The organism is Pseudomonas marincola (assembly GCF_900682675.2).
GTDB lineage: Bacteria > Pseudomonadota > Gammaproteobacteria > Pseudomonadales > Pseudomonadaceae > Aquipseudomonas > Aquipseudomonas marincola.
This window is the reverse complement of the sequence record NZ_LR215729.2, coordinates 1916697-1941812: the sequence shown is the minus strand read 5'-3', so window position 1 is coordinate 1941812 and position 25116 is coordinate 1916697. Positions and strand designations below refer to the sequence as shown.

Below are 25116 nucleotides of genomic sequence, written 5' to 3'. Positions count from 1 at the left end.
AACACCGGTAAGGAAATATGTGCGGAATAGCTGGAGAATTACGTTTTGATCAACGACCGGCCGACCTGGCTGCAGTCGAGCGAATCACCCATCATCTGGCCCCTCGCGGCCCGGATGCCCATGGTTTTCACAGCCAGGGGCCAATAGCCCTCGGCCACCGACGCCTGAAAATTATGGATCTGGCGGAAGCTTCCGGCCAACCCATGATCGACAGCGATCTGGGTTTGTCGATGGTTTTCAATGGCGCCATCTACAACTACCCTGAACTGCGCGAAGAGCTCAAAGCACTGGGCTATCGCTTCTTCTCGGGTGGCGACACCGAAGTCCTGCTCAAGGGCTATCACGCTTGGGGTAAGGATTTGCTGCCCAAGCTCAACGGCATGTTTGCCTTTGCCGTTTGGGAGCGCGATACCCAGCAGCTCTTCATCGCCCGCGACCGCCTCGGGGTCAAACCCCTGTATCTGTCACGTACCGGCCAGCGTCTGCGCTTCGCGTCAAGCCTGCCAGCGTTGGTAAAAGGCGGCGACATCAGCAAAGCACTCGACCCGATTGCGCTGAATCATTATCTCAATTTCCACGCCGTCGTGCCGGCTCCGCGGACGATTCTTGCCGGTGTCGAAAAACTCGCCCCTGCAAGTTGGATGCGCTTTGACGCGCAGGGCAACTGCGAGCAACAAACCTGGTGGCATCTTGAGTTCGGCCCTAAAGCCGATGAGCAGGCATTCGAGTTTGAAGACTGGCGTGATCAAGTGCTCACCAGCATGCGCGAAGCCGTTTCGATTCGCCAACGCGCCGCCGTTGACGTCGGTGTACTGCTTTCTGGCGGCGTTGATTCGAGCATGCTGGTTGGCTTGCTGCGAGAAGCGGGCGTCGAGAATCTGTCGACCTTCTCGATCGGTTTTCAGGACGCCGGTGGCGAGCGTGGTGACGAGTTCCAGTACTCAGACCTGATCGCAGAGCGCTTCAACACTCAACACCACCAATTGCGCATTGGTGAGAGCGAGATTCTTGACCAGCTGCCTGCCGCATTTGGCGCCATGAGCGAGCCGATGGTCAGCCATGACTGCATCGCGTTCTACTTGCTCTCACGCGAAGTCGCCAAGCACTGCAAAGTGGTGCAAAGCGGCCAAGGTGCTGATGAGTTGTTTGCAGGCTATCACTGGTACCCGGAAGTGGATGGTGCAGACGATGCATTCGCCGCCTATCGCAAGGCCTTCTTCGACCGCGAGCATGATGAATATGCAGCCTGCGTACAGCCTGCCTGGCTGACCGATGACCACGCCGGTGAGTTCGTTCGCGAACACTTCGCACAGCCCGGCGCCAGTGCGGCGGTAGACAAGGCATTGCGCCTGGACAGCACCGTAATGCTGGTCGATGACCCGGTTAAACGTGTCGACAACATGACCATGGCCTGGGGCCTGGAGGCGCGCACACCGTTCCTCGATTATCGCGTTGCGGAACTCTCGGCACGTATTCCGGGTCGATTCAAGTTACCGGAAGGCGGCAAATACGTCTTGAAAGAAGCCGCTCGAAAAGTCATTCCGGATGCTGTGATTGACCGCAAGAAGGGTTACTTCCCCGTACCGGGTTTGAAGCACCTTGAAGGCGCAACACTGGGCTGGGTACGCGACTTGCTGGTTGATCCGAGCCAGGATCGTGGCCTGTTCAACCCGGCGATGATCGACAAACTGTTGTCGGACCCGCATGGCCAGCTGACACCGCTGCGCGGCTCCAAATTATGGCAAATGGCGGCACTCAACCTCTGGCTTAACGAACAGGGGCTGTAACGAAAAAAAGCGGAGTGCATGTGCACTCCGCGTTGGTTTATCAGGCGTAGCCGGAGTAAATACCGGTCGACAACGCGAATATTAATGACCCGGAAACCATCCGGGCGTCGCAGACAGCAAAGGATCACTCTCCAATGCGACCTACTGCCATCAATCAACGCCTCTTGCGCGGCCAAACACCCTCTTACGAACGCCTGCAAGCGCGCCTCGCTGAAGACCGCGATGCCAAACCCAGCACGCCGGTTGCCGTGCATTGCGGCTGGGGTCGGTTACTCATCGGCCATACGTTTGCCTATACAGAGAAGCTTGTCACCGAACTCATCAGCGAAGAGCCTGGCGAGCGCGATATTGCGCTGTATGTTTCAGCGCCGCATCAGGTGCTCGCCTATGCGCCCCAGCAGTTGTTTCTTGACCCTTCCGACACGCTGCGCTTGTGGTTCAGCGACTACCGCCCTGCCCGTCGCGGCTTTCGCGGTTATCGCATTCGCCGTGCCCAGAATGACGCCGACTGGCAGGCGATCAACTGCCTGTATCAGGCGCGTGGCATGCAGCCGATTGTTCCAGAAAAACTCACGCCCCATGAGCAAGGTGGCCCGACATACTGGCTGGCAGAAGATGAAGACAGCGGCAACATCATCGGCAGCGTGATGGGGCTCAATCACCAGCGAGCCTACCGCGACCCAGAGAACGGCAGCAGCTTGTGGTGCCTGGCAGTAGACCCACAATGCAGTCGGCCGGGCGTTGGCGAAGTGCTGGTTCGCCATCTGATTGAACACTATCAAAGCCGTGGCCTCAGCCATCTGGACCTATCAGTTCTGCACGACAACAAACAAGCCAAGCGCCTGTACGCTAAGCTCGGGTTTCGCGAACTGCAAACCTTCAGCATCAAGCGTAAAAACGGCATCAATCAGACCCTGTTCCTTGGCCCTGGCCCGCACAGCGAGATGAATCCGTATGCGCGGATAATCGTAGATGAAGCATTGCGCCGGGGCATTGAAGTGCAGGTTGATGATGCGGAGGCAGGCCTGTTCACCCTCAATCATGGCGGCCGGAGGATTCGCTGTCGCGAGTCACTGACCGACCTGACCAGCGCCGTCAGCATGACCTTGTGTCAGGACAAACGCCTGACCCATCGCGCACTTTCTCGCGCTGGGTTATGCCTGCCTGATCAGCGCCTGGCAGCCAGCGCCGAGGACAACGCGACCTTCCTGAAAAAGCACGGTCGCGTCGTGGTCAAGCCGGTAGATGGCGAGCAAGGCCAAGGCGTTGCAGTGGATCTGCGCACGCCAGGTGAAGTGCACGACGCCATCGAACGGGCCAAACCCTTTGATGAGCGAGTGATACTCGAAAGCTTCCACGAAGGGCTGGATCTGCGCATCGTAGTCATCGGCTTCGAAGTCGTCGCGGCCGCTATTCGCCGCCCTGCCGAGGTGATTGGCGACGGGCTGCACAGCATCGGTGACTTGATCGATGCACAAAGCCGCCGTCGCCAAGCCGCTACGGCCGGAGAAAGCCGCATCCCCAAAGATGCAGAAACCCTGCGCACCCTGCAATCAGCCGGCTTCGACTACGACAGCGTGCTGCCGACTGGTCAGCGATTGGCCGTGCGCAAAACAGCCAACCTGCACACCGGCGGCAGCCTGGAAGATGTTACTGACACCCTGCATCCGGTACTCGCAGACGCCGCAAGACGCGCCGCCCGCGCGCTGGATATCCCCGTGGTCGGGCTGGACCTGTTAGTGCCTGCTGCCGACCAGCCGGAATACGTGTTCATTGAAGCCAATGAACGCGCCGGCCTAGCCAATCACGAACCGCAACCGACAGCTGAACGCTTTGTCGACCTGCTATTCCCCCTGAGCCAGGTCGTGAGTTAGTCAGCCATCCGCCGCATTGCCGCTGCGCTAAGCGCGCGCAGTGCGGCTTCGCGAATCAAGGAGAGTTATGAGCCAACTACCGCAGCCAGATCTCGAATACCTGCAAAAAGTCCTGCTTGAGATGCTCGCTATTCCCAGCCCGACAGGCTTCACCGACACCATCGTGCGTTACGTCGCCGAACAGTTGAATGAGCTTGGCATCCCATTTGAAATGACCCGCCGCGGCACCATCCGCGCCACGCTCAAGGGCAAGCTGCAAAGCCCGGATCGCGCCGTTTCTGCCCACCTCGACACCATTGGCGCCAGTGTCCGCATCATCCAGGACAATGGCCGCCTGGGTCTGGCCCCGATTGGCCATTGGTCGAGCCGCTTTGCCGAAGGCAGCCGCGTCAGCGTGTTCACCGACAACGGCGTACTGCGCGGCAGCGTGTTGCCTTTGCTTGCCTCTGGCCACGCTTTCAATACCGCAATCGACCAGATGCCCGTGACCTGGGATCATGTCGAACTGCGCCTCGACGCGATGACCACAACCCGTGCCGACAGCGAGTGTCTGGGAGTATCGGTGGGCGATTTCGTGGCCTTCGATCCGCTGCCAGAATTCACCGAAAGCGGGCACATCAGCGCTCGCCATCTGGATGACAAAGCAGGCGTCGCCGCGCTACTGGCAGCCCTGAAAGCCGTAGTGGACAGCGGCATAGAACCACCGATCGACTGTCATCCACTGTTTACTATCACCGAAGAAGTCGGCTCTGGCGCTGCCGCCGCGTTGCCCTGGGATGTGAGTGAATTTGTCGGTATCGACATCGCCCCCGTGGCGCCAGGCCAGCAGTCCAGCGAGCATACCGTGAGCGTGGCGATGCAGGACTCCGGCGGCCCGTACGACTATCACCTGTCGCGGCAGTTATTGCGCCTGGCCGGGGAGAATGAAATCCCGGTGCGCCGCGACTTGTTCCGCTATTACCACAGCGATGCGCAATCCGCGGTGACCGCCGGCCACGACATTCGCACCGCGCTGCTGGCGTTCGGCTGTGACGCCACCCACGGCTATGAACGCACGCATATCGACAGCCTCGCCGCGCTCAGCCGCTTACTGGGCGCTTACCTGTTGAGCCCGCCGGTATTCGCCAGCGATGCCCAGCCCGCAGAAGGCACGTTGGAGCGCTTCAGCCATCAACTCGAGCATCAAACCCAGATGGCCAGCGACACCCGCGTGCCATCGGTGGATAGCGTGCTGGCGACGCCTGCGAAGAAAAAACGCAAATAGTCTGGCGAGGCGGCAGCCTGTTATCGGGCTGCCTGCCACGTCAGACTATTTAGCCAACTACAGACTCGACTGCGCGACCTCTGCGCATTAGCATCGCGGCAGTTCACTGGAGAACACACCGTGCTAATCCCCGCCAACATGCTCGACGCCGACACCCTCACCCGCCTCATCGAAGACTTCGTCACCCGCGACGGCACCGACAACGGTGATGAGACCCCGCTGGAAACACGCGTGCAGCGCGTACGTCATGCACTGGACAAAGGTCAGGCAGTTATCGTTTTTGACCCGGAAAGCCAGCAGTGCCAGTTGGCACTCAAACACGATGTGCCAAAAGAATGGCTGGAAGACCTAGAGTGATTGCACGCGCATGAATCTACGCATGCGCGGATCAATCAGCAGGCTTACGGCCCTTCAGCATCAATATCGCAAGAACAGTCATCAGCATAGCCAGACACATGAGCACCACAAACGGTAATTGATAGCTGCCCGATAAGTCCCGCGCCAAACCGCTCAAGACAGGCGTGAGCGAGCCAACGCTGTAGCCCATAAACAGCATCATCGCAGTCCAGCGACTCACGGCCAACGGTGTATTGACCTCGTAAAGCGGCAACACCAACGACAGCGAAAATGAGCCACTCAAGGAAAGCCCCAGCGCGACAGCCCAAACCTCGGGCACAAGCAATGGCGCAAAGCTGATCATGGCGAGACAAACACTTGTAACCACACCACACAAGATCAACAACTGCGGGCGACTGTCAAAACGCTGAGCGAGCCAGGGCATGATAAAGGCGCTGGGCAAGCCCATCAGCATGATCATGCCGAACAGCGCATTGCTGTGGTTCATCGACAAACCGGCTTCGTGATAACGCGCAACCGCCCACGTTGCCAGCGCGTAAAACAATCCCGCCTGAATCGCGAAAAAACCGCTGATCAGCCAGGCCCTGGGTTTATTCCACGGCAGCCCGACGGACTCAACAGCGGCGCTTTTTTGCGACGCAACCTCTGGCGTGTTTGGAATAAATAACCACAACACTACGCCCAGCAATGCCGGCACCGCCCAAACGGCTAAACCACCCACCCAGCCAAGCCCAAATAACTCCATCAGAGGAAAAGTCAGCACCGCCCCTGCAGCACCGCCAATGGCCATGCTCAAGGAATACCACGCGAGAACCTGCCCCACCCCGCTGACAAAATGACGCTTGATAAAGCCCGAAAGCAGTGGCCCAGCCACAGCAATCCCCGCCCCCAGCAAGGCAGCCGTGCTGATCAGCAGTACACTCGAATCACCCGCAAGGCGCAAAGCCAGAGCCAAAGTAATCAAGCCCAAACAAAAGGTAATCGTACGCTCCAGACCAAACCGCACCGCAAGACGCGGCGCAAAAGGTGCCAACAAGCCCATGCACAACACCGGCAGCGCCGTGCTCAAGCTAATCACACTACGGCTCAGTGAAAGCTCATTGGCGATCCGCTCGATCAAAGGTGCAAACGAGGTGATACCAGGGCGCAGATTGACTGCAGCAAGAATTAACGCGGCAAAGAGTAAGGGGCGTGATGCGGGCTTCACGGGGGATTCCAAATGATTCGATAAGTAGCAGGTAACCCTAACCATCGGCCTGATTATCAGCAAGTGTTAATCATAAAAAGCTGACCATTAAGTCAAATTGGCAGCTCTACTGAAATCACAGAAAAAGGCCTTTGAAGAACCGTGTGCAAAGATGGGGTAAGATGAAGAGCTTGGTTTCCAGCTCAATGTAGTTGGAATGCAGCTTTGGCGGAGAAGGCATCAATGCGGATTATTGTAACGGGCGGCGCGGGATTTATTGGCTCTGCTGTAGTTCGACACCTAATTACGAACACAGAGTGCGTCGTCGCCAACCTCGATAAGCTGACCTATGCAGGCAACCTCGAATCGCTTGCTGATGTGAGGGACTCATCGCGCTACAGCTTTTACCAGGTTGATATCTGTGACAGCGCTGCATTGGATGCAGTATTCGCTGAATTCAAACCCAGTGCAGTCATGCATCTCGCAGCCGAGTCCCATGTAGACCGCTCTATCGATGGCCCTGCCGAGTTTATCCAAACCAACATTGTCGGCACATACAACCTGCTGGAGGCCACACGTCGCTACTGGAACGCATTGGCTGATGATAAAAAGAGCGGCTTTCGCTTTCATCACATCTCCACCGATGAAGTCTATGGTGACCTTGAAGGCACCGAAAACCTGTTCACCGAAAGCACTTCCTATGCGCCCAGCTCGCCCTACTCCGCCTCCAAGGCAAGCTCCGACCACCTGGTCCGGGCATGGCAGCGTACCTATGGCTTGCCGGTGCTGCTGACCAACTGCTCGAACAACTACGGCCCGTACCACTTCCCGGAAAAGTTGATTCCTCACGTAATTCTCAATGCATTGGCGGGCAAACCGTTGCCGGTTTATGGAGACGGCTCGCAAATACGTGACTGGTTATATGTCGAAGACCACGCCCGCGCCTTGGTTGAAGTGGTAAGCAGAGGGGCTGTTGGAGAGACTTACAACATTGGTGGGCACAATGAAAAGCGCAACCTAGAGGTTGTGCAAACCATTTGTGAGCTGCTCGACGAACTGGTGCCACAACCCTCAAAACAAAGCTACAAGGAGCTGATCACCTTCGTTAAAGACCGCCCGGGTCATGACCTGCGCTACGCCATTGACGCTTCCAAAATCGAGCGTGAATTAGGCTGGGCGCCGCAAGAAACCTTCGACAGCGGCTTGCGCAAGACGGTGCACTGGTACCTCGACAATAAAGACTGGTGGCAACGCGTGCTGTCAGGCGATTATCGACTTGGCCGGCTCGGCGACACACTCTAATTGAGCTGCAGGGCAAAATTGAATCCGCCCTGCTGCAGCTATCAAACAGAATCAAAAAGGACGTTTCCATGAAAGGTATCATCCTCGCTGGCGGCTCCGGCACGCGCCTGCACCCCATTACCCGTGGTGTGTCCAAGCAGCTCTTGCCAATTTATGACAAGCCGATGATTTACTACCCGCTGTCCGTGTTGATGCTCGCGGGGATTCGTGAAATTTTGATCATCTCGACGCCTGAAGATCTCCCCCAATTTCGCAAGCTGCTCAGCGACGGCGAAGAGTTTGGCTTGGAACTTACCTACGCCGAGCAACCTTCGCCCGATGGCTTGGCGCAAGCATTTATTATTGGCGAAACGTTTATTGGCGACAGCAATGTCTGCCTGATACTTGGCGATAATATCTTTTACGGATACGGTTTCAGCGCAATGCTAAAACAAGCCGCGAGCAGAACCCAGGGAGCCACTGTATTTGGCTACCATGTGAGCGACCCGCAGCGATTTGGCGTTGTCGAGTTTGACCAAACAGGCAAGGCGATCTCCATTGAGGAGAAGCCAGCCAAGCCGAAGTCCAACTATGCAGTGACCGGCCTGTATTTCTACGATAACTCAGTGGTTGAGATCGCCAAGAACGTCAAGCCATCCGCACGCGGGGAGCTTGAGATCACCGATGTCAACAACGCCTACCTGCAACGCGGCGACTTGCACGTCAGCATGTTTGGCCGTGGCTTTGCTTGGCTGGACACCGGCACCCATGACTCGCTGATGGAAGCCAGCCAGTTCGTGCATACCATTGAAATGCGCCAGGGGCTAAAAGTCGCCTGCCTCGAAGAGATCGCCTATGCGCAGGGCTGGCTCTCAGCCGAGCAGCTATCTGCTCAAGCACAAGCATTGAGCAAAACAGGCTACGGGCAGTATCTGGCCCGACTGCTTGAGCAGGAGAAAGCACAGTGAAGGTAATAGAAACGGCACTGGCAGGCGTACTTATCATCGAGCCCAAAGTATTTGGCGATCATCGAGGCTTCTTCCTCGAAAGCTTCCAGACCGAGCGCTATCGAGATGCCGGGATTGACCTGCCCTTCGTCCAGGATAATCACTCACGCTCGCAGCGCGGCGTGCTGCGCGGCCTGCACTTTCAGCGCACTCGCCCGCAAGGCAAGCTCGTGAGCGTCAGCCGAGGCTCGGTGTATGACGTTGCAGTCGATATTAATCCGCAATCACCCACCTGCGGACAATACGTAGGCGTTGAATTGAACGATGAAAACCATCGTCAACTCTGGGTGCCGCCAGGCTATGCTCACGGCTTTTGTGTATTAAGTGAGGTCGCAGACTTTCAGTACAAATGTACCGACCTCTACTTCCCGGAAGACGAAGGCGGTTTGATTTGGAACGACCCCGAGGTGAATATTCCCTGGCCAATCGAGCAGCCGTTGCTATCCGGTAAAGACCAGCTCAACCCGACATTGCAACAACTGCTCGGCAAAGAGGGCTGAACATGCGCGTATTGATTACCGGCGCTCAGGGTCAAGTTGGGCAGGAACTCACTCGCTTGGCACCTGCTGACTTTTCGGTGATAGGCCTGGGCTCGAACGAACTGGATATCAGCAACCCAGAGCAGGTCGTCAGCCGGATTGGCGAATTCAAGCCGCAGCTAATCATTAACGCAGCCGCTTATACCGCGGTCGATAAAGCGGAAACAGACAGCGAACGCGCCTATGCCGTTAACGCAAAAGGCGCTGAAAACCTGGCCGCTTCAGCTGCAACGCTCGGTATCCCGCTGCTGCATATATCTACCGATTATGTGTTCAGCGGCGATGCCTGCACGCCCTATAAAGAGACGGACCCAACCGGCCCAACCGGCGTTTACGGAGCCAGTAAGCTTGCAGGTGAACTGGCTGTGGCCAAGGTGTGCACCCAGCACGTAATCATGCGCACAAGCTGGGTGTTTGGTGCTCAAGGTAATAACTTTGTGAAAACCATGCTTCGCCTGGCGCAAACCCGTGATGTGTTAGGCGTGGTAGCAGATCAACATGGCTGCCCGACCTCCGCAGCCAGCATTGCCAAAGCACTGTGGTCACTCGCCAGCCATTACCGTAACAATGGAAAATTGAACTGGGGCACCTATCACTTCAGCAACATGCCCGCTACAACATGGCATGGTTTTGCAGAAGAGATCTTTAGCCAGGCGGTTGCATTGAAGATATTGACAAAGTCACCACAGGTGAACCCAATCAATACGCAGGACTACCCGACACCGGCACGCCGCCCGAGCTGGTCTGTCATGGACTGCTGCTTGATTGAAGAGAAGCTGAGTATTACGCAGAGTGACTGGCAGGATGAGCTTAGGGAAATGCTCAAGGGAATGGCTATTTGAAATGAAAAAGAGGAGCGATAAACGCTCCTCCTTTGCGTAGATTAATTGCTCTTCGCCTTCATTTTACCGGCCATTTTGGCCATCTCATCGTAGAGCATCTGCGGGTTCTGCTGCTTAAGCGCCCAAGCCATTCGACCTTGCTCATGCGGCAGAATCATAAATTCTCCCTGTTCCACCTGCTGATAAATGTAATCAGCGATATCTTGCGCACTGATCGGCGAACTCTCAAGCAGCTTGCCTACTTGTGCTTTCATCGCAGGGGTTGGGCCACGAAATGAATCCAGTAAATTGGTCTGGAAGAACGAAGGGCAAACAACGTGAACCCCAACTCCCTGGTCCTTAAGCTCTATCAACAAGCTCTCAGAAAGCGCTACAACACCTGCCTTGGCCACGTTGTAATTACTCATAGCCGGACCTTGCATCAGGGCTGCCATGGATGCGATGTTGATAATTTTACCTTTGCTACGCTCAAGTAATGGCAGAAAGGCCTTACACCCTTTAACCACCCCCATCAGGTTAATGGCAATCTGCCAATCCCAATCTTCAAGCGAAAGCTCGCTGAAGAAACCACCAGAAGCAACGCCAGCGTTATTGACGATCACATCAATACCGCCGAACCTTTCATCGCAGGCTTGGGCGAACTCGGTCAGTTGGCTGTAGTCGCGTACATCGCAGCGCTGGGTGAAGCCATCACCGCCAGCATCACGAACCAGCGCAAGGGTTTCAGCTAAACCTTCAGCGTTAACATCTGAGAGAGCAAGCTGAGAGCCTTCACGCGCCCAACGTAACGCAATTTCGCGGCCTAAGCCTGAACCTGCGCCAGTAATCATGATGCGATTGTGCATACAGAGGTCGCCTTGTAGTGCTGTGGTTAATGCTACTCAGTGTAACCAAATATATAGTTACGCCTATGCAACATTAACCTCCTGAATGATCAGGACAAACCACAGCATTTCAATACAGAATCAAGGCTCCAACCGACGCTGTTGATGAATCCAGTCAACGATTTCACCATCTGGCTTATACCCACTAACCGTTTCACGCAGTAGTTGGCGTACACGGCCATAGTCGTCGCGAGAAACAGAGCTGACCAACTCCTCTAATACACGCCTGAACTCGTCCCAAGCCAGGTGCTCTTCGCTGGCTCGCATGATCATTGGGTGCTCAGTAGGACTGACGTTGTCACCAATCAGCAATTCCTCGTAGAGCTTCTCGCCAGGCCGTAACCCGGTGTACTCAATGGTGATATCACCGTGCGGGTTCTTCTCTGAACGGATACTAAGGCCACTCAAGTGAACCATTTTTTCCGCAAGATCTACGATCTTAACCGGGCTTCCCATATCGAGCACGAAAACATCGCCACCCAAGCCCATTGCCCCAGCTTGAATGACCAACTGGGCCGCTTCCGGGATAGTCATGAAATAACGAGTGATGTTTGGGTGTGTAACCGTGATCGGGCCGCCATGCTTGATTTGCTCATGGAATCGTGGGATCACTGAACCGGATGAACCCAAAACGTTGCCAAAACGAACCATGGTAAACCGGGTCTTATTAACGTGATGCACCGTTTCGTTATCACCGAAAAGAACGGGGGCAGACTCCTGACTAAGTGCCTGCAAAACCATCTCAGCGAGGCGTTTGGTACTGCCCATCACATTAGTTGGTCGCACCGCCTTATCCGTTGAAATCAAAACGAAATGTTCAACTCCAGCCTTGAGGGCCGCCTGAGCAGTATTTACTGAACCGATAACGTTATTAAGAACACCCTCGGCGATATTGTGTTCAACCATAGGCACATGCTTATAGGCAGCGGCATGGTAAACAGTATTTACTTTCCAAGAGCGCATCACGTCGAGCAGGCGACCGGGGTTACGAATGGAACCTAGAATAGGAACCAATTTCACCGGAAGCGACTCGCGAATTACACGCTGCTCAAGCTCTGCATGAATGCTGTACAGGTTGAACTCACTGTGTTCGAACAGAATCAGAGTAGTTGGGCCAGTGGCAATAATCTGGCGACACAACTCAGATCCAATTGAACCTCCAGCCCCAGTAACCATAACGACTTGGCCACGAATACAACGCTCGAAGAGTGGCTCACGTGGTGGCACAGAGTCACGACCAAGCAGATCTGCAATATCAACCTCTTGAACATCGTCAACCTTGACCCGGCCACTGGCCAAATCCATAAAGCCGGGAATGCTGCGCACGTGTAACGGAAAACCCTCCAGATGTTCAAGAATTTCGCGGCGCCTAACGCGAGTAGCTGAAGGAATAGCCAGCAGTATTTCCTGCGCACCGGTGTCATCAATCATTTGTTGAATGTGCTTGGGCTTATAGACCTTTATCCCAGCAATAACACGAGTAGCGATGTCGCCATCGTCATCAATGAAAGCGACAGGGCGCATAACACGGCCCATCCGCAAAGCAGCCACAAGCTGGTTGCCAGCTGCACCAGCACCATAGACCGCTACTTTATGAAGATTTTCAGTTTTGTTAAGGAATGGGACCTGCTGAGACGCGACATACCAATCACCCATGAAATACTGCCGCATGATCAAGCGGAGACCACCGATCATGACAAGACTAAGCCACCAATAGTTGAAGACTACAGAGCGAGGGACTATGACCGCAGAAGATTGGTACCAATAGACTGTGAGAGCGAGTAATAACGCTGAAACACTAATCGCTTTGAAAATAGTAATAAGCGCATCATTACCAAAATATCGCATGACGGCCCGGTACATTCCAAAGCGAACAAACAGTGGGATAGCGATCAAGGGGGCAGTCACAAATAACCAAGCATGCCCTGAAAATGGCTCTACCCCATCACTGCTGCCGAGGCGGACCACGAATGCCAGCCATAAAGCGAACCACACCAAGAGCATGTCCATTGCTACTTGGATCAACCGCTTGTAGCGCGTAGGCAATTTGACCAAGCGGTTACGTAATTTCCCAGTTAGTCCTAACAAAATAATCCCTCAACATTCCAAATAGCACTAAAAAATCAATTACTGTGCTAACAAAATAAACCCACTAGGTATCATAGTCGACGCACTATCCAAGTAGATGAATAGTATCACTCAAACTCTCATCGGTAAGGATTGCTGGGCTAGGCAGCCAACATTATGACCGAATAAACATATTGAGCTGTCCACTAAACAGAGTTATTTTATATAGGTGCATTCAGCGGTAAGATTGACATACAGTAAGAACTCTCAATTATGGAAGAAGCATATGGCTGGCGCTCTTCTCCACGTACAAACTATGCCTCATAAGATCGACACCCAAATTTTTGTAAGTGACACCAGTACTAAAAATTGACAACCTTCATTAGACATAAAAGAGGTTGTTCACTGAAAAAGATAAAGGCCTCAGTGCGCACTGAGGCCAACATCCAAGTCACACGGTCTCAACACACTCAGCTCAACAAGCCTCAAGCATGACTTCTGAAAGAACTCCACACGTCTTGTCGATCTCAGCCGGGGTTAGGGTCGGGTGAACCAAAAACATTAAGCTGGTCTCACCCAACTCCCTAGCAACAGCTAGCCGCTCTTTTGGGCGCCAGCCCGTGTTTTCAAATGCTTTTTCTAGGTAAACCTCAGAGCAAGAGCCCGAGAAGCAAGGCACGCCTCGTGCAAGTACTTCATTAATAATACGGTCCCGATCCCAGCCTTTCTTCAGACGAGTAGGCTCAACGAACACGTAACATTTATAAGCAGCATGGGTAATATCCACCGGCAGATTAGGCACACGCAAACCAGGGAGCTCACGAGCAGTCGACCAGATACGCCCTGCATTGGCTAATCGACCAGCTTGCCAAACTTTCATTCGTTGCAATTGAATACGACCTATCACCCCCTGTACTTCCATCATCCGCCAGTTAGTACCAAACCTCTCATGTAACCAGCGGAAGCCTGGTGCATGCTGGCGCTCATAAACCGCCTCCCAGGTTTTTCCGTGATCTTTGATCGACCACATTCGCAACCACAAGTCACGATCCTTGGTGGTTACCATACCGCCCTCGCCACCTGTGGTCATGATCTTATCTTGGCAGAAAGACCAAGCCCCTATGTGGCCAATAGATCCGACAGGTTTGTTTTTGTAATATGCTCCATGTGCTTGTGCGCAATCTTCAATCACCTTTACGCCATAATCCTTGGCCAAGGCCATAATTGGATCCATATCGCAGGGCCAACCAGCCAGATGCACACAGATTATTGCTCGCGTTCTCGATGTAAGCACTGCGCGAATCGTCTCAGCAGTGATGTTCTGAGAGTCCCGATCTACTTCAGCAAACACAGGAGTCGCCCCAGCATTAACGATGCAAGAAACCGAAGCCAGAAAGGTACGTGGCGTTACAATAACTTCGTCACCCGGACCGATACCCAAAGCCATCAGGGCCAAATCGAGTGCAACAGTGCCGTTGGTCAAGGCTATAGCGTGATCGGTTTCAGACCAAGCAGCAAATTCCTTCTCAAACTCGCGACACTCTTGGCCTGTCCAGTAGTTAACTTTATTAGAAAGAATAACATCGCGAGCGGCATTAGCTTCCTCTTCGCTAAAGCTAGGCCATGGAGAAAACGGGGTATTGAGCATAATACTTTGGTTACCTCATTCTTTTAGCTGGCACGCCAGCTACAGTTACATCATTCGGAATATCACAAACGACCGCAGAACCGGCGCCAATCATCACGCGCTGGCCGATCCGAACAAGTTGTCGCACACTAGCGCCAATACCGATCCAACTGAAGTCACCTACATGCACACCACCAGCAAGCCGTGCGCCGGGGCTAACATGTACCGCAGAGCCCAAGACACAATCATGTTCAATGCTACAACCCGTATTGAGAATGCCCCCCTGTCCGATACGTGCATCAGCATTCACCACCGCTCCGGCAAATACCACCGTCCCCTCAGCAATAGCGGCATAACGACTCACCATGGCGGCAGGATGGACGAGAGTAGCCAAGTTAGCTCCAGCTTCACCTAACTCAAGTATTTTATTGTGACGGATACGATTATTACCGATAGCAACCAGCACCTCATCAAAATCTGCTAATCGGCGTATCAGAGCCGCCGTATCACCTACGACTGGCCACACGCCATTTGCATGAAGTCCTGGCCAAGCATCATCAAAAAATTCAATTAGCTGCCAACCACAGCTTTCTGCGGTGTCCGCGACCACCTTGCCATGTCCGCTAGCACCCAAAATCGCCAACTTCATTTAGTCTTACTGCCGGTGAACTTGGCCATAGTTACCTCTCCGTCTGCACTAATGCCATCGCGAGCAACAACCCGCTTGAGGGTTAGCAAGATGATTTTCATATCAAACCAGAATGAGCGGCTATCTACGTAGCAGACATCCAGTGCAAACTTTTCCTCCCAACCAAGCGAGTTACGACCATTGATTTGTGCCCACCCTGTTACACCTGGCCGCACCTCATGACGTCGAAACTGCTCTGGGTTATAAAGTGGCAGATACTCCATCAGAAGCGGACGCGGGCCAACCAAACTCATGTCGCCCTTTAGCACATTCCATAATTCAGGCAACTCGTCCAGACTCGTAGAACGCAGCAAACTACCAAAAGGAGTCATCCGCTCTGAGTCTGGTAATGGATTGCCCGCCGCATCTACAGCATCGCGCATGGTGCGAAACTTAATCATCTCGAATGGCTTTCCATTCAGTCCCGGCCGAACTTGGCGAAAAAAAACCGGACTACCTATTTTACGGCCAATTTGTAACGCAACCAACGCAATCACAGGTGAGAGCAAAAGCAAACCAATTGCCGAAGCAACTATGTCGAAAAAACGCTTTAACATTATTTTTTCTTTTCACCAGCTAGTTTCTTGAAAATCGACCCAAAACGGCCTGCGCCAACGCTCAAGGAAAGCATCTCTTGGTAGAAACGGCGGCTGTTATTGGCCATCGAATCGCGCACGTCCGGACCAGCATCCATCAATGCTAGCGCAGCATCAGCAATAGCCTGAGGGTTTTCCGACTCAGCAATCTGACCACAGTTACTGTCCAGTATTAAATCTGCGGCGTCACCATCTACGGCCATTAAAATCGGCTTACCAACGGCCATGTAAGCCTGTGTCTTGGAAGGGATTGTAATTGTAAATAACGGATCCTTTTTCAGATGCACCAACAAGGCATCAGCAGCACACAAGTAACTGCCTACCTCTGCCATTGATACGGGAGGTAGAAAAATGACGTTAGTAAGGCACTCAGCACTGGCGAATTGTTGCAAACGCTTCACCTCTACACCTCCGCCAAGAAAAACGAACTGCAACTGTGGGGCGTTCTGCTGCAGCAACGCAGCAGCGCTAAGAACTGCATCGAGCGATTGAGCTTTGCCCATGTTTCCAGCGAACAAGATAGTAAACTTATCTGAGCCAAATAAGCTTACTGGGCTAACTCCCTGCGGAGCAGCCAACGACTGCTCAGAGCACCAGTTGTAGATCAACTCGATTTTACTTTCAGGAACGCCTCTTTCGATCAACAAGCGCTTGAAACCTGGTGATAGGACAACCAACTGATCAACACGACGATAGACCCAATTACATACTGACGATACGACTTTCAACGCTCTCTCATTGGAGAACATACCTGTTGCCCGCAGCGTATCGGGCCACATATCCTGAACATCGTAAACAACTGGAACACGACGAAACAGGCGAAGCAGTACTGCTGTGATACCCACCGTCAAAGGCGGATGATACGCATAGATTACATCAGGACGTTTAGCTGCGAACAAACCGTAAAACAATGAGCTTGCAGCGAAGCTTACATAATTGAGTACACGGCCAATAGCACCCTCATCATGGCTTGGGTAGAGCGGCACCCGTGTGACTTGAACTCCTTCAATTAGCTCGCGCTGCAGCCACTTAAGCTTATAACCGGGGTAGATATTACCGCCCGGATAATTAGGGAAGCCAGTCACCACCTCGACCTGAAATCCCTGCCTAACCAGCTCACGGGCAAAGTCCATACCTTTGAAAGTAGGCTCAGGTTCAAACCACTGAGTTAGCAAGAGAACTCGGATGGCCACTCGATTCAGTACCTCTTCCAAACAGTGCGCATTACGTAATCACGATAGCTATGAATGACACGCACTACTTTATCGGCGACATTAGGCATGCTGTAATCACCCACCAAACGTAGGCTACGTTCTGCACCTCGCCCTTGGCTCTCCAATACTCGTAGGCCTTGTAGTACACGATCGACTTCAAGACCGACCATCATTACTGCCGCCTCTTCCATACCTTCCGGGCGCTCATGGGCTTCCCGGATATTCAATGCAGGGAAATTCAGAATTGATGACTCTTCGTTGATAGTGCCACTATCAGACAACACAGCTTTGGAGGCCAATTGCAGTTTATTGTAATCCTTGAACCCTAGTGGTTTGAGTAGCCGCACATTGGAATGGAATACCGCCCCCATTGCATCTACGCGCTTTTGAGTACGGGGATGAGTGGATACAATTACAGGGTACCCATAATGTGAAGCAATTGTATTAAGCACGTCCACTAGCTTAAGAAAATTTTTATCAGAGTCGATGTTCTCTTCACGATGCGCACTTACGACGAAAAACTTCCCAGGTTCCAAGCCCAGACGCTGCAACACATCAGAGGATTCAATTCCGTCACGGTAGTGATTTAGAACCTCAAACATTGGACTACCAGTTTTGATAACCATATCTGGAGGCAGCCCTTCGCGAAGAAGGTAGTCACGAGCAATGGTACTATAGGTAAGATTAATATCTGCCGTATGATCAACGATGCGCCGATTGATCTCTTCAGGTACGCGCATATCGAAGCAGCGATTGCCAGCTTCCATATGGAAGGTGGGGATTTTACGACGCTTGGCCGAAATGACAGCCATACAACTATTAGTATCTCCCAAAACCAATAAAGCTTCAGGTTTCACCTCATTCAACACGCGATCTACCGCAATAATTACATTGCCGATGGTCTCCGCTCCACTACTTCCAGCGGCATTAAGAAAGTAGTCCGGCTTGCGAATACCCAAGTCATCAAAAAAAATCTGATTCAATTCGTAATCGTAATTTTGCCCTGTGTGAACCAATACATGATCACAGCAGTCATCTAAACTGGCGAGTACGCGCGAAAGACGAATGATTTCCGGACGGGTACCTACAACCGTAACAACTTTCAACTTCTTCATTGCGCCATCCTGTTTACAATCGTTCATGCCTCAGTACCTACAGCACAGGTGAAGGTATCGGGGTGCTCACGATCGAAAATTTCATTAGCCCAAAGCATCACGATCATTTCTTCTTCACCAGTGTTGGTGATGTCGTGAGTCCAGCCTGGGACTGTTTCTACAATTTGGGGCGTATCGCCAGTAGTGATCAATTCGTAAAACTCACCAGTTATGATTTGGCGGAAACGAAAACAAGCCTGGCCTTTAATAACCAGGAATTTCTCAGTTTTTGAATGATGATAGTGTCCACCGCGGGTAATGCCCGGATGAGCAGTAAAGAAGGAGAACTGACCAGAATCCTTGGTCTTGAGCATTTCCACGAATACACCACGAGAGTCACCGTATTTTGGGACGTCATAGGTGAAACGCTCTGGCGGTAAATAACTAAGATAAGTGGAGTATAGAGCCCTGATCAGTCCCGAGCCGACAGGTTCGGTAATCATGGACATGCGGCTGTCGCGGAAGATACACAGCTGATCGGCAAGCTCACCTACAGTAATTTTGTACTCAGGTGAGATATTAATGAATGACTCACCAAACCTCTTACCGTCCATCACCTCGATGAAGTGCTGAATAACATCGTCTATGTATACGAGACTGATACAATGATGAGGATCATTGATGTGTATCGGCAAATCACGCGAGATGTTGTGACAGAATGTCGCCACGGCGGAATTATAGTTAGGACGCGCCCATTTACCAAACACATTCGGAAGACGAAACAGGTAGACAGGCGAAGAATGCTCGTCTGCCAGTGTTTGTATGGCCTCCTCTGCACCGCGCTTGCTCACACCATAGGGATTGCTCGATTCTGCCTGAATTGATGAGGTATAGAGCAATGGGGTCTGACGCCCATCTCTGACGATTGCAGCGCAGAGCGCACGAGTAAGATCCGTGTTCCCCCGCTTGAACTCGTCCGGATCTTCAGGACGATTAACTCCCGCAAGGTGAAAAATGAAATCGGCCTGTTCCACCAAAACTGGCAGTGTGTCCATCGAGTCTGCGCGCGTAAAACGCAACACCTCAATGTCATCACGCACAGCAAGGTGTGAAAGCAAGTTTTTACCAATAAACCCATCGGCGCCAGTGATCAGCACTTTCATTGTTTATTCCTCAGCGGTTGCGTGTTCGCCACGCTGGATCGCACGCATGAAGTCCAGCTTGAGCAATAATCGTTGCATACCCTCAACATCCAAACGCTCAGTATTATGAGAGTTGTAATCTTCAGTACGAGAAATCTTCTCCTCGCCCTGCTCTACAAATTTTCCGTAGTTCAGATCACGCAAATCCGGTGGCACTCGGAAGTACTGGCCACGGTCCTCTGCACAGGCCATTTCCTCTCGGCTGAGCAAAGCCTCGTAAAGTTTTTCACCATGTCGCGTACCGATAACCTGAATCGGATGTTCAGGCTTTCCGACCAACGCAGTCAGCGCTTTGGCCAAAACTTCCACAGTGGCAGCTGGGGCCTTTTGCACGAACATATCGCCATTGTTGCCATGCTCAAATGCGTACAGCACGAGATCTACGGCATCAGATAGAGTCATCATAAAACGTGTCATATTGGGATCGGTCAAAGTTAACGGTATCCCCGCACGTATCTGTTCAATAAATAAAGGAATTACTGAACCTCGAGATGCCATAACATTTCCATAGCGAGTCCCGCAGATGACAGTCTTACCATTATCTACATTACGAGACTTAGCAACCATGACCTTCTCCATCATGGCCTTGGAGATACCCATTGCATTGATTGGGTAAACAGCTTTGTCCGTGCTTAGACAGACCACGCGAGCAACATTATTCTGTATCGCCGCCTCAAGGAGGTTTTCAGTACCCAATACATTAGTTTTTACAGCCTCTAATGGGTGAAACTCACAAGAGGGTACTTGCTTTAGTGCTGCGGCATGAAATATATAGTCAACACCCCGAGTAGCATTCAAAATACTTTGAAAATCACGTACATCGCCAATATAAAATTTTAGCTTTGGATTGGCATAACGCTTGCGCATGTCATCTTGTTTTTTTTCATCACGGCTGAATACGCGGATTTCAGAGATATCTGAGCTAAGAAACTTAGATAAAACTGCATTACCAAATGAACCCGTCCCACCAGTAATCAATAATATTTTATTTTTGAACACAGCAATCTCCCTTGATAATATTGATCAATTTAGAAACCTGCTCTACAGGCATCTTGTTCTCAATTATGAATTGTTTTGCAGAACCACCTTTTTGTGACAACTCCTCATCCGAAAGCCGGGAAATTCGAACTAAAGAATCTTTAAGACCATCAGGTGTGGATGGTATTTCGTAACAGTAATTATAATACTCACACGGGACTCCATCAAGCCGATACATCAATAGCGGGACACCTGACGACATGTACTCTATGACTTTGGATGGAAATGAATACTTAGTATAGTCAGATTCATTATCACGCGGGTTAATCAACAAACACGCACCCAGTTGCATATCCAAGACAATGTCTCTATCGAGTTGCCCAAAATACTTGACCCGATGGTTCAGCCTAGCATGATGCTCAACGTACGAACGATCATCACCATCTCCACATATATATAATTCATGACTTAGCACACCAGAACGCAAATAAGAGTCGATTAAATTTCTTATACCATAGCGCCGATCCAAAGTTCCTGAATATAGAAAGTATTTATCTTTGCGTAGATCCACCTTCTTAGCGAGAAAACGCTCATCGGCTATCCCTTCGATGACAACAGCAAGACGCGTTTGTGTTAATTTATTAAGCATCGGTCTAGTAATAGCGACCACGCTATCTGCTCGAGCCACTATTGAATATGAAGCAATAGACAGTATCTTGTGCATAAATGAAGAGAAGCCTTTCCTCACAGCCATATACTCAGGCAAATCAGGAACAATTATACAAAAATGAAACTTTCTAGAGATACATTTGGCAACAAGGCATGCGAGCAAAAAAGGAAGATGCATTGAGTAGCACACAACAATAGCATCTCCTTTCCGGATTGAAGGCAATCTAGAAAGAAGCCCTTTCAGAGCAACGATAAACCTGTGAAGATTTTTTACAAAAATTAAATTTATAAATTTATAATTATAAACTCTCACGCCACCCAATAAACCTCTCTTCGATACGGGCGAGTAAAACAAGCTCGAATACCGATAAGGATATGCACCTAAGAAAGGAAGATTAATGACTGAAACGGTGTGAATCGAACTAATTGAGGAAAATCCCTGCAGGTAGTTTTTCTGTAAAGTGTCAGCAGCATACTGCATGGTACCTTTTGAGCTTTCTAGAACTTGCTCTTTATCTTCATCACAGAAAATACCACCAAGAAACACAATTTCCATGTTAAAGCCACCTTCACAATAAAGTACAAACCAAATTTAATTTTACTATCTCGACCATACAAACCAGACCTAGGCGAGTATTCACATTATCAAATTTCTATACATCATCGGCTCGATAGATAACCCAGCAACCGGCGCAATAAAAAAAAGCACCGCATACAAAGAGAAAATAAGAATATATAGCAATATGAATAAATAATCCTGCCTCTTTATGAACAGCGAGTTCAAGCAAAACATTAAATTCAAGAAAATGATGAATCGTAAAAGACGGACAAAGATTTCAGACTCGAAGTATAGCACCACAAGGAATAGCGAAAAAATATTAAAATTGAACATAAAAGCAAGTTGTCGATCTCGTACAAACCTGCATTCAATCGACAACAAACTCTTCCTCTCAACCAATAGTGCAGCACACATAAGGAGCGTCGAAAATAAATGCACACCAACATTAGCAAGAGAACTTTTAAGAGACGTAGCATAATATGCTAGATGAGCAGCAATGCCATCGGGCAACACAATTAAAGACCTAAGAACAAAGTAGAATATGTAGAACAGCAAGAGCATAAAAATAAAATTTAAAGCTGGAGTTACCCTATTGCTTCCACAGCCAAGAAAGACCAATAAAAAAACAGACGACTGATGAATAGTAGACGCAGCAAGTATTAGTACAACGTAAAGAATTCTAGCCCCTCTAGTCATCAACACATGAATTGCCTGCAAACAAACAGCGAACGCTAGAAAATTACGCATCAGCACATAATCTAGCGGAAAAAAAAGTAGAAAGAAAAGAATAGTACAAACCAACGGATGCTTATATGCTTTTAAAAAATAATCCAACAATATAACCAAGGTTATAAATGCAACGACTATTTGAAAGTGTTGGAATTTTAGATCAAGGGAATTGGCAGTAATATTCAAATAACCATATCCAATTTCTCTACCCCAATCACCCAGCGTAGTTCTTGTATTATAATACAACTCATATGCATCTCGGTCTCCATTCCAACCATTCCAACCATACAATAACCACATGAAAGCGAAGAGAAAGAATACGGAATTCACTGACAGGAAGCGCAACTTACTCATCGTCTGAAGCTCTTGAACAATACTCCAGTGATGAAGTGATATATACTTTCAGTCCTATCAATATCAAATAGTTTTCTGATCCCTCTCGACGCTCGTGATCTCAAGGAGTTGAAATTTGGATTTAATATTATTTTTGAAACTTGAACCTCGAAAGGTATATCAATTAACATCGACTTGGGATGTTTTAGTGGAAAACTGATCTCCGATGTCTGAAGACCGCAAAATCTTTCAACCATTAAATCTTGTATATCACTTCCACCGTGAGTGGAATCGCTATCTGCTCCTATGTTTTTAATCTGGTTTATGGTTGGTACAATCGCACAGACATTATGAACCCTCATAGCAAGAGCCATTTGATAGTCCCACGAGTAATACCTATCGTATTTCTTTTTGAAGTCTATTTCGTAGTCTAGATTATAACTATCTTGATAATATAGGTCTTGATTATGGTACTCTTCTTTAATTCTCGTTCTTATATACTTATCACGCCATAAATCCATATCGCCATCATAAAAATCGATGAATTTATCCCTCCACGACGCCCAACCGCAAGGCATCATGTTCTTTGTAAATACATAACTTGCCCCATCTTGAGCAATGTAACTTTCTAAATAGTTGGTGCCACATATCCAGAGAACACGTCGATCTTCCTTATATCGCAAAAGCAACTCTTCACAGAATCTAAAGAAAGATAACTCAGGATAATTATCGTCTTCTAGAAAAATAGCAAACTCTTCTCTCTCGAATACCCATTTCGCTCCTTCAGCTATATTCCTGTATACCCCAACATTATTAGCTTCATACTTTCTAACTATTTCACATTCCCAGTTAATAGCCTGCTCTACGGCAACACGGCATTGCTCGACTAGCGCTTTTTCACCTGGATCTCGCCCGCCATCAGACAGCAGATAAATTCTTGTAGGCTTAATCTTCGCAATCTGATTCATGATTTCAAGAGGCTTATCCACTCTCTTAAATAGAAACAAGACTACAGGTACACTGAAATTTTCCATAGGGCTCAAATCTCGAAAATATAGATTCTCAATAAGCATGACGGGAGGTTACTAATAACGCTCCACTCTCCTAACCAAGTAGTAACTATACATTATTTCGAAAAGTGCAGACCCTACTAACGCCGACACCACGGAATATACATCCCAATATAACCATAGAAAAACCACACTCAATAGATAGAATGTCAAAACAGAAACTACCTGATTATTCAACACAAGATCATATCGATCACGGGGAACATAAATAAAGTATATATGACTACCAACTACAAGATATGTAACTATATTCACGCTTAATAGCATCGATAGAAAGTGTGCATCTTGCATTCCTGGTATATTGATAACTTGTATCACCCAGTAGCCAGCAACCCCCACAGAGATCATACATATAACACCAATAACAAACTCAACCTTAATAATTTTATTTATGATAGTCCTATCAGCACCCTTAACTAGCTTAGGGAAAATAGCAGCATTGATGTTTGATGCTAATAAACTTGGAACAGAAAAAATCTTATAAGCCAAGTCATAGACTGCCAACGTCGTCATACCGAACAAAGAGCCAATTATAACTTCGACGCTCTTTTGCTTGAATGTATTAGTTGCACTTGACCAAAAAAATGGCTGAGAATCTTTCATCATTTTTGACACATCCCCCAGAGAAGGCATAACCAATTTTTCTTTCATCATCATTAATGCGGAGAGGAATGCTAATAACGAAGCAGCTATGCTAGTAGCGACCACTATCAGTGCATATGCATCTACGACTGGATCCCTAGACAAGACCATATAAATGATCGGGAGAGATAAAAACTTCGCAATCAACTGTATAAACGTCACGATCTTCATTTTTTGCACCCCATGGAAATACCAAGTAGGTAAAAATACTGAAGACAGTATATTACTGAAACAAATAGTAAAAAGAGCCTTATTGCTTTCAACAAAAGGAACTATAGCATACAGAACAACACCAACACTTATAGAGACCAAAGCTAAGATTAGTTTCGCAGCAGTTACCGTTGACAATATTTTCACATGCAGAACATTATCTTTTTGATCAATGGATACTAACTTAGCTGCATGTATATCAAACCCAAAACTTACAAGAACAAAAAAATATGTTGAAATACTAGCTGCATAAACATAAAGGCCATAACTTTCAACACCTATAGCTGAAATCACAAATGGGTATATGAGGATATAAAAAAAAGAGTTAACAACTTGCAGTATCGTCATATAAGTATAATTACTCACTACCTCCACATTGCTCTTGAGCAGCTTTATAGCTTCTTTAAGATTCAACTA

22 protein-coding genes are annotated in these 25116 nt (G+C 49.7%); 8 read left to right on the top strand and 14 right to left on the bottom strand.

Annotation, left to right across the window (positions count from 1 at the left end; translation table 11 throughout):
* The first annotated feature begins 17 nt into the window (after positions 1 to 17).
* The 4 genes from PMYSY11_RS09130 (at position 18) to PMYSY11_RS09115 (ending at position 5282) form a co-directional block, all read left to right on the top strand.
* Entirely contained in the window at positions 18 to 1787 is a 1770-nt protein-coding gene (locus PMYSY11_RS09130; RefSeq protein WP_150548965.1) for an N-acetylglutaminylglutamine amidotransferase, read from the top strand.
* Positions 1788 to 1921: 134 nt separating this feature from the next.
* Positions 1922 to 3661 (top strand): N-acetylglutaminylglutamine synthetase, encoded by a 1740-nt coding sequence (ngg, locus tag PMYSY11_RS09125; RefSeq protein WP_150548964.1) that lies wholly within the window; start codon positions 1922 to 1924, stop codon positions 3659 to 3661.
* A 67-nt stretch (positions 3662 to 3728) separates the two neighbouring features.
* Positions 3729 to 4925 (top strand): osmoprotectant NAGGN system M42 family peptidase, encoded by a 1197-nt coding sequence (locus PMYSY11_RS09120; RefSeq protein WP_069900480.1) that lies wholly within the window; start codon positions 3729 to 3731, stop codon positions 4923 to 4925.
* 120 nt (positions 4926 to 5045) lie between these two features.
* The gene (locus PMYSY11_RS09115; RefSeq protein ID WP_069900481.1) at positions 5046 to 5282 is read left to right on the top strand and encodes a YheU family protein; all 237 of its coding nucleotides are present in this window, start codon (positions 5046 to 5048) and stop codon (positions 5280 to 5282) included.
* A 31-nt stretch (positions 5283 to 5313) separates the two neighbouring features.
* Here PMYSY11_RS09115 and PMYSY11_RS09110 read toward each other — a convergent pair whose 3' ends face one another.
* Positions 5314 to 6489, bottom strand: coding sequence for an MFS transporter (locus PMYSY11_RS09110; protein WP_150548963.1), 1176 nt, complete (start codon positions 6487 to 6489; stop codon positions 5314 to 5316).
* A gap of 222 nt (positions 6490 to 6711) precedes the next feature.
* Between PMYSY11_RS09110 and rfbB the strand changes: the two genes are divergently transcribed.
* The 4 genes from rfbB to rfbD all read left to right on the top strand — a co-directional run bounded on the left by rfbB (position 6712) and on the right by rfbD (position 10137).
* The gene (rfbB, locus tag PMYSY11_RS09105) at positions 6712 to 7770 is read left to right on the top strand and encodes a dTDP-glucose 4,6-dehydratase (RefSeq protein WP_150548962.1); all 1059 of its coding nucleotides are present in this window, start codon (positions 6712 to 6714) and stop codon (positions 7768 to 7770) included.
* A gap of 68 nt (positions 7771 to 7838) precedes the next feature.
* A complete protein-coding gene (gene rfbA / locus PMYSY11_RS09100; RefSeq protein WP_150549691.1) occupies positions 7839 to 8717 on the top strand; it encodes a glucose-1-phosphate thymidylyltransferase RfbA in 879 nt (292 codons plus the stop codon).
* Positions 8714 to 9256 carry a dTDP-4-dehydrorhamnose 3,5-epimerase gene (gene rfbC / locus PMYSY11_RS09095; RefSeq protein WP_150548961.1) on the top strand — a complete coding sequence of 181 codons (543 nt, stop codon included), beginning with the start codon at positions 8714 to 8716 and terminating at the stop codon, positions 9254 to 9256. The genes rfbA and rfbC overlap by 4 nt, the downstream gene beginning before the upstream one ends.
* A gap of 2 nt (positions 9257 to 9258) precedes the next feature.
* Positions 9259 to 10137 (top strand): dTDP-4-dehydrorhamnose reductase, encoded by an 879-nt coding sequence (rfbD, locus tag PMYSY11_RS09090; RefSeq protein WP_150548960.1) that lies wholly within the window; start codon positions 9259 to 9261, stop codon positions 10135 to 10137.
* Between the two features lie 41 nt (positions 10138 to 10178).
* On the opposite strand, the gene PMYSY11_RS09085 is transcribed toward rfbD, so the two are convergent.
* The 13 genes from PMYSY11_RS09085 to PMYSY11_RS09025 all read right to left on the bottom strand — a co-directional run bounded on the left by PMYSY11_RS09085 (position 10179) and on the right by PMYSY11_RS09025 (position 25113).
* Entirely contained in the window at positions 10179 to 10982 is an 804-nt protein-coding gene (locus PMYSY11_RS09085; protein WP_150548959.1) for an SDR family oxidoreductase, read from the bottom strand.
* 120 nt (positions 10983 to 11102) lie between these two features.
* Positions 11103 to 13031 carry a polysaccharide biosynthesis protein gene (locus PMYSY11_RS09080; RefSeq protein WP_239655563.1) on the bottom strand — a complete coding sequence of 643 codons (1929 nt, stop codon included), beginning with the start codon at positions 13029 to 13031 and terminating at the stop codon, positions 11103 to 11105.
* Between the two features lie 532 nt (positions 13032 to 13563).
* A complete protein-coding gene (locus tag PMYSY11_RS09075) occupies positions 13564 to 14736 on the bottom strand; it encodes a DegT/DnrJ/EryC1/StrS family aminotransferase (protein ID WP_150548957.1) in 1173 nt (390 codons plus the stop codon).
* A 10-nt stretch (positions 14737 to 14746) separates the two neighbouring features.
* Positions 14747 to 15364 carry an acetyltransferase gene (locus tag PMYSY11_RS09070; RefSeq protein WP_150548956.1) on the bottom strand — a complete coding sequence of 206 codons (618 nt, stop codon included), beginning with the start codon at positions 15362 to 15364 and terminating at the stop codon, positions 14747 to 14749.
* Entirely contained in the window at positions 15361 to 15960 is a 600-nt protein-coding gene (locus PMYSY11_RS09065) for a sugar transferase (RefSeq protein ID WP_150548955.1), read from the bottom strand. The genes PMYSY11_RS09070 and PMYSY11_RS09065 overlap by 4 nt, the downstream gene beginning before the upstream one ends.
* Positions 15960 to 17192 carry a glycosyltransferase family 4 protein gene (locus PMYSY11_RS09060; protein WP_150549690.1) on the bottom strand — a complete coding sequence of 411 codons (1233 nt, stop codon included), beginning with the start codon at positions 17190 to 17192 and terminating at the stop codon, positions 15960 to 15962. Before PMYSY11_RS09060 ends, PMYSY11_RS09065 begins: the two co-directional genes overlap by 1 nt.
* A gap of 5 nt (positions 17193 to 17197) precedes the next feature.
* On the bottom strand, positions 17198 to 18328 hold the full coding sequence (wecB, locus tag PMYSY11_RS09055; protein WP_150548954.1) for a non-hydrolyzing UDP-N-acetylglucosamine 2-epimerase: 1131 nt from the start codon (positions 18326 to 18328) through the stop codon (positions 17198 to 17200).
* A gap of 23 nt (positions 18329 to 18351) precedes the next feature.
* A complete protein-coding gene (gene wbjC, locus PMYSY11_RS09050; RefSeq protein ID WP_150548953.1) occupies positions 18352 to 19470 on the bottom strand; it encodes a UDP-2-acetamido-2,6-beta-L-arabino-hexul-4-ose reductase in 1119 nt (372 codons plus the stop codon).
* Positions 19471 to 19473: 3 nt separating this feature from the next.
* A complete protein-coding gene (locus tag PMYSY11_RS09045; protein ID WP_150548952.1) occupies positions 19474 to 20508 on the bottom strand; it encodes a polysaccharide biosynthesis protein in 1035 nt (344 codons plus the stop codon).
* Complete coding sequence (locus PMYSY11_RS09040; protein WP_150548951.1) at positions 20495 to 21712, bottom strand: glycosyltransferase; 1218 nt, start codon at positions 21710 to 21712, stop codon at positions 20495 to 20497. Before PMYSY11_RS09040 ends, PMYSY11_RS09045 begins: the two co-directional genes overlap by 14 nt.
* A gap of 81 nt (positions 21713 to 21793) precedes the next feature.
* A complete protein-coding gene (locus PMYSY11_RS09035) occupies positions 21794 to 22798 on the bottom strand; it encodes an EpsG family protein (protein ID WP_150548950.1) in 1005 nt (334 codons plus the stop codon).
* Positions 22795 to 23811, bottom strand: a complete 1017-nt coding sequence (locus tag PMYSY11_RS09030) for a glycosyltransferase family 2 protein (RefSeq protein WP_150548949.1) — start codon at positions 23809 to 23811, stop codon at positions 22795 to 22797. The genes PMYSY11_RS09035 and PMYSY11_RS09030 overlap by 4 nt, the downstream gene beginning before the upstream one ends.
* A 51-nt stretch (positions 23812 to 23862) precedes the next feature.
* Positions 23863 to 25113 (bottom strand): oligosaccharide flippase family protein, encoded by a 1251-nt coding sequence (locus PMYSY11_RS09025; protein WP_150548948.1) that lies wholly within the window; start codon positions 25111 to 25113, stop codon positions 23863 to 23865.
* Positions 25114 to 25116: the final 3 nt, after the last annotated feature.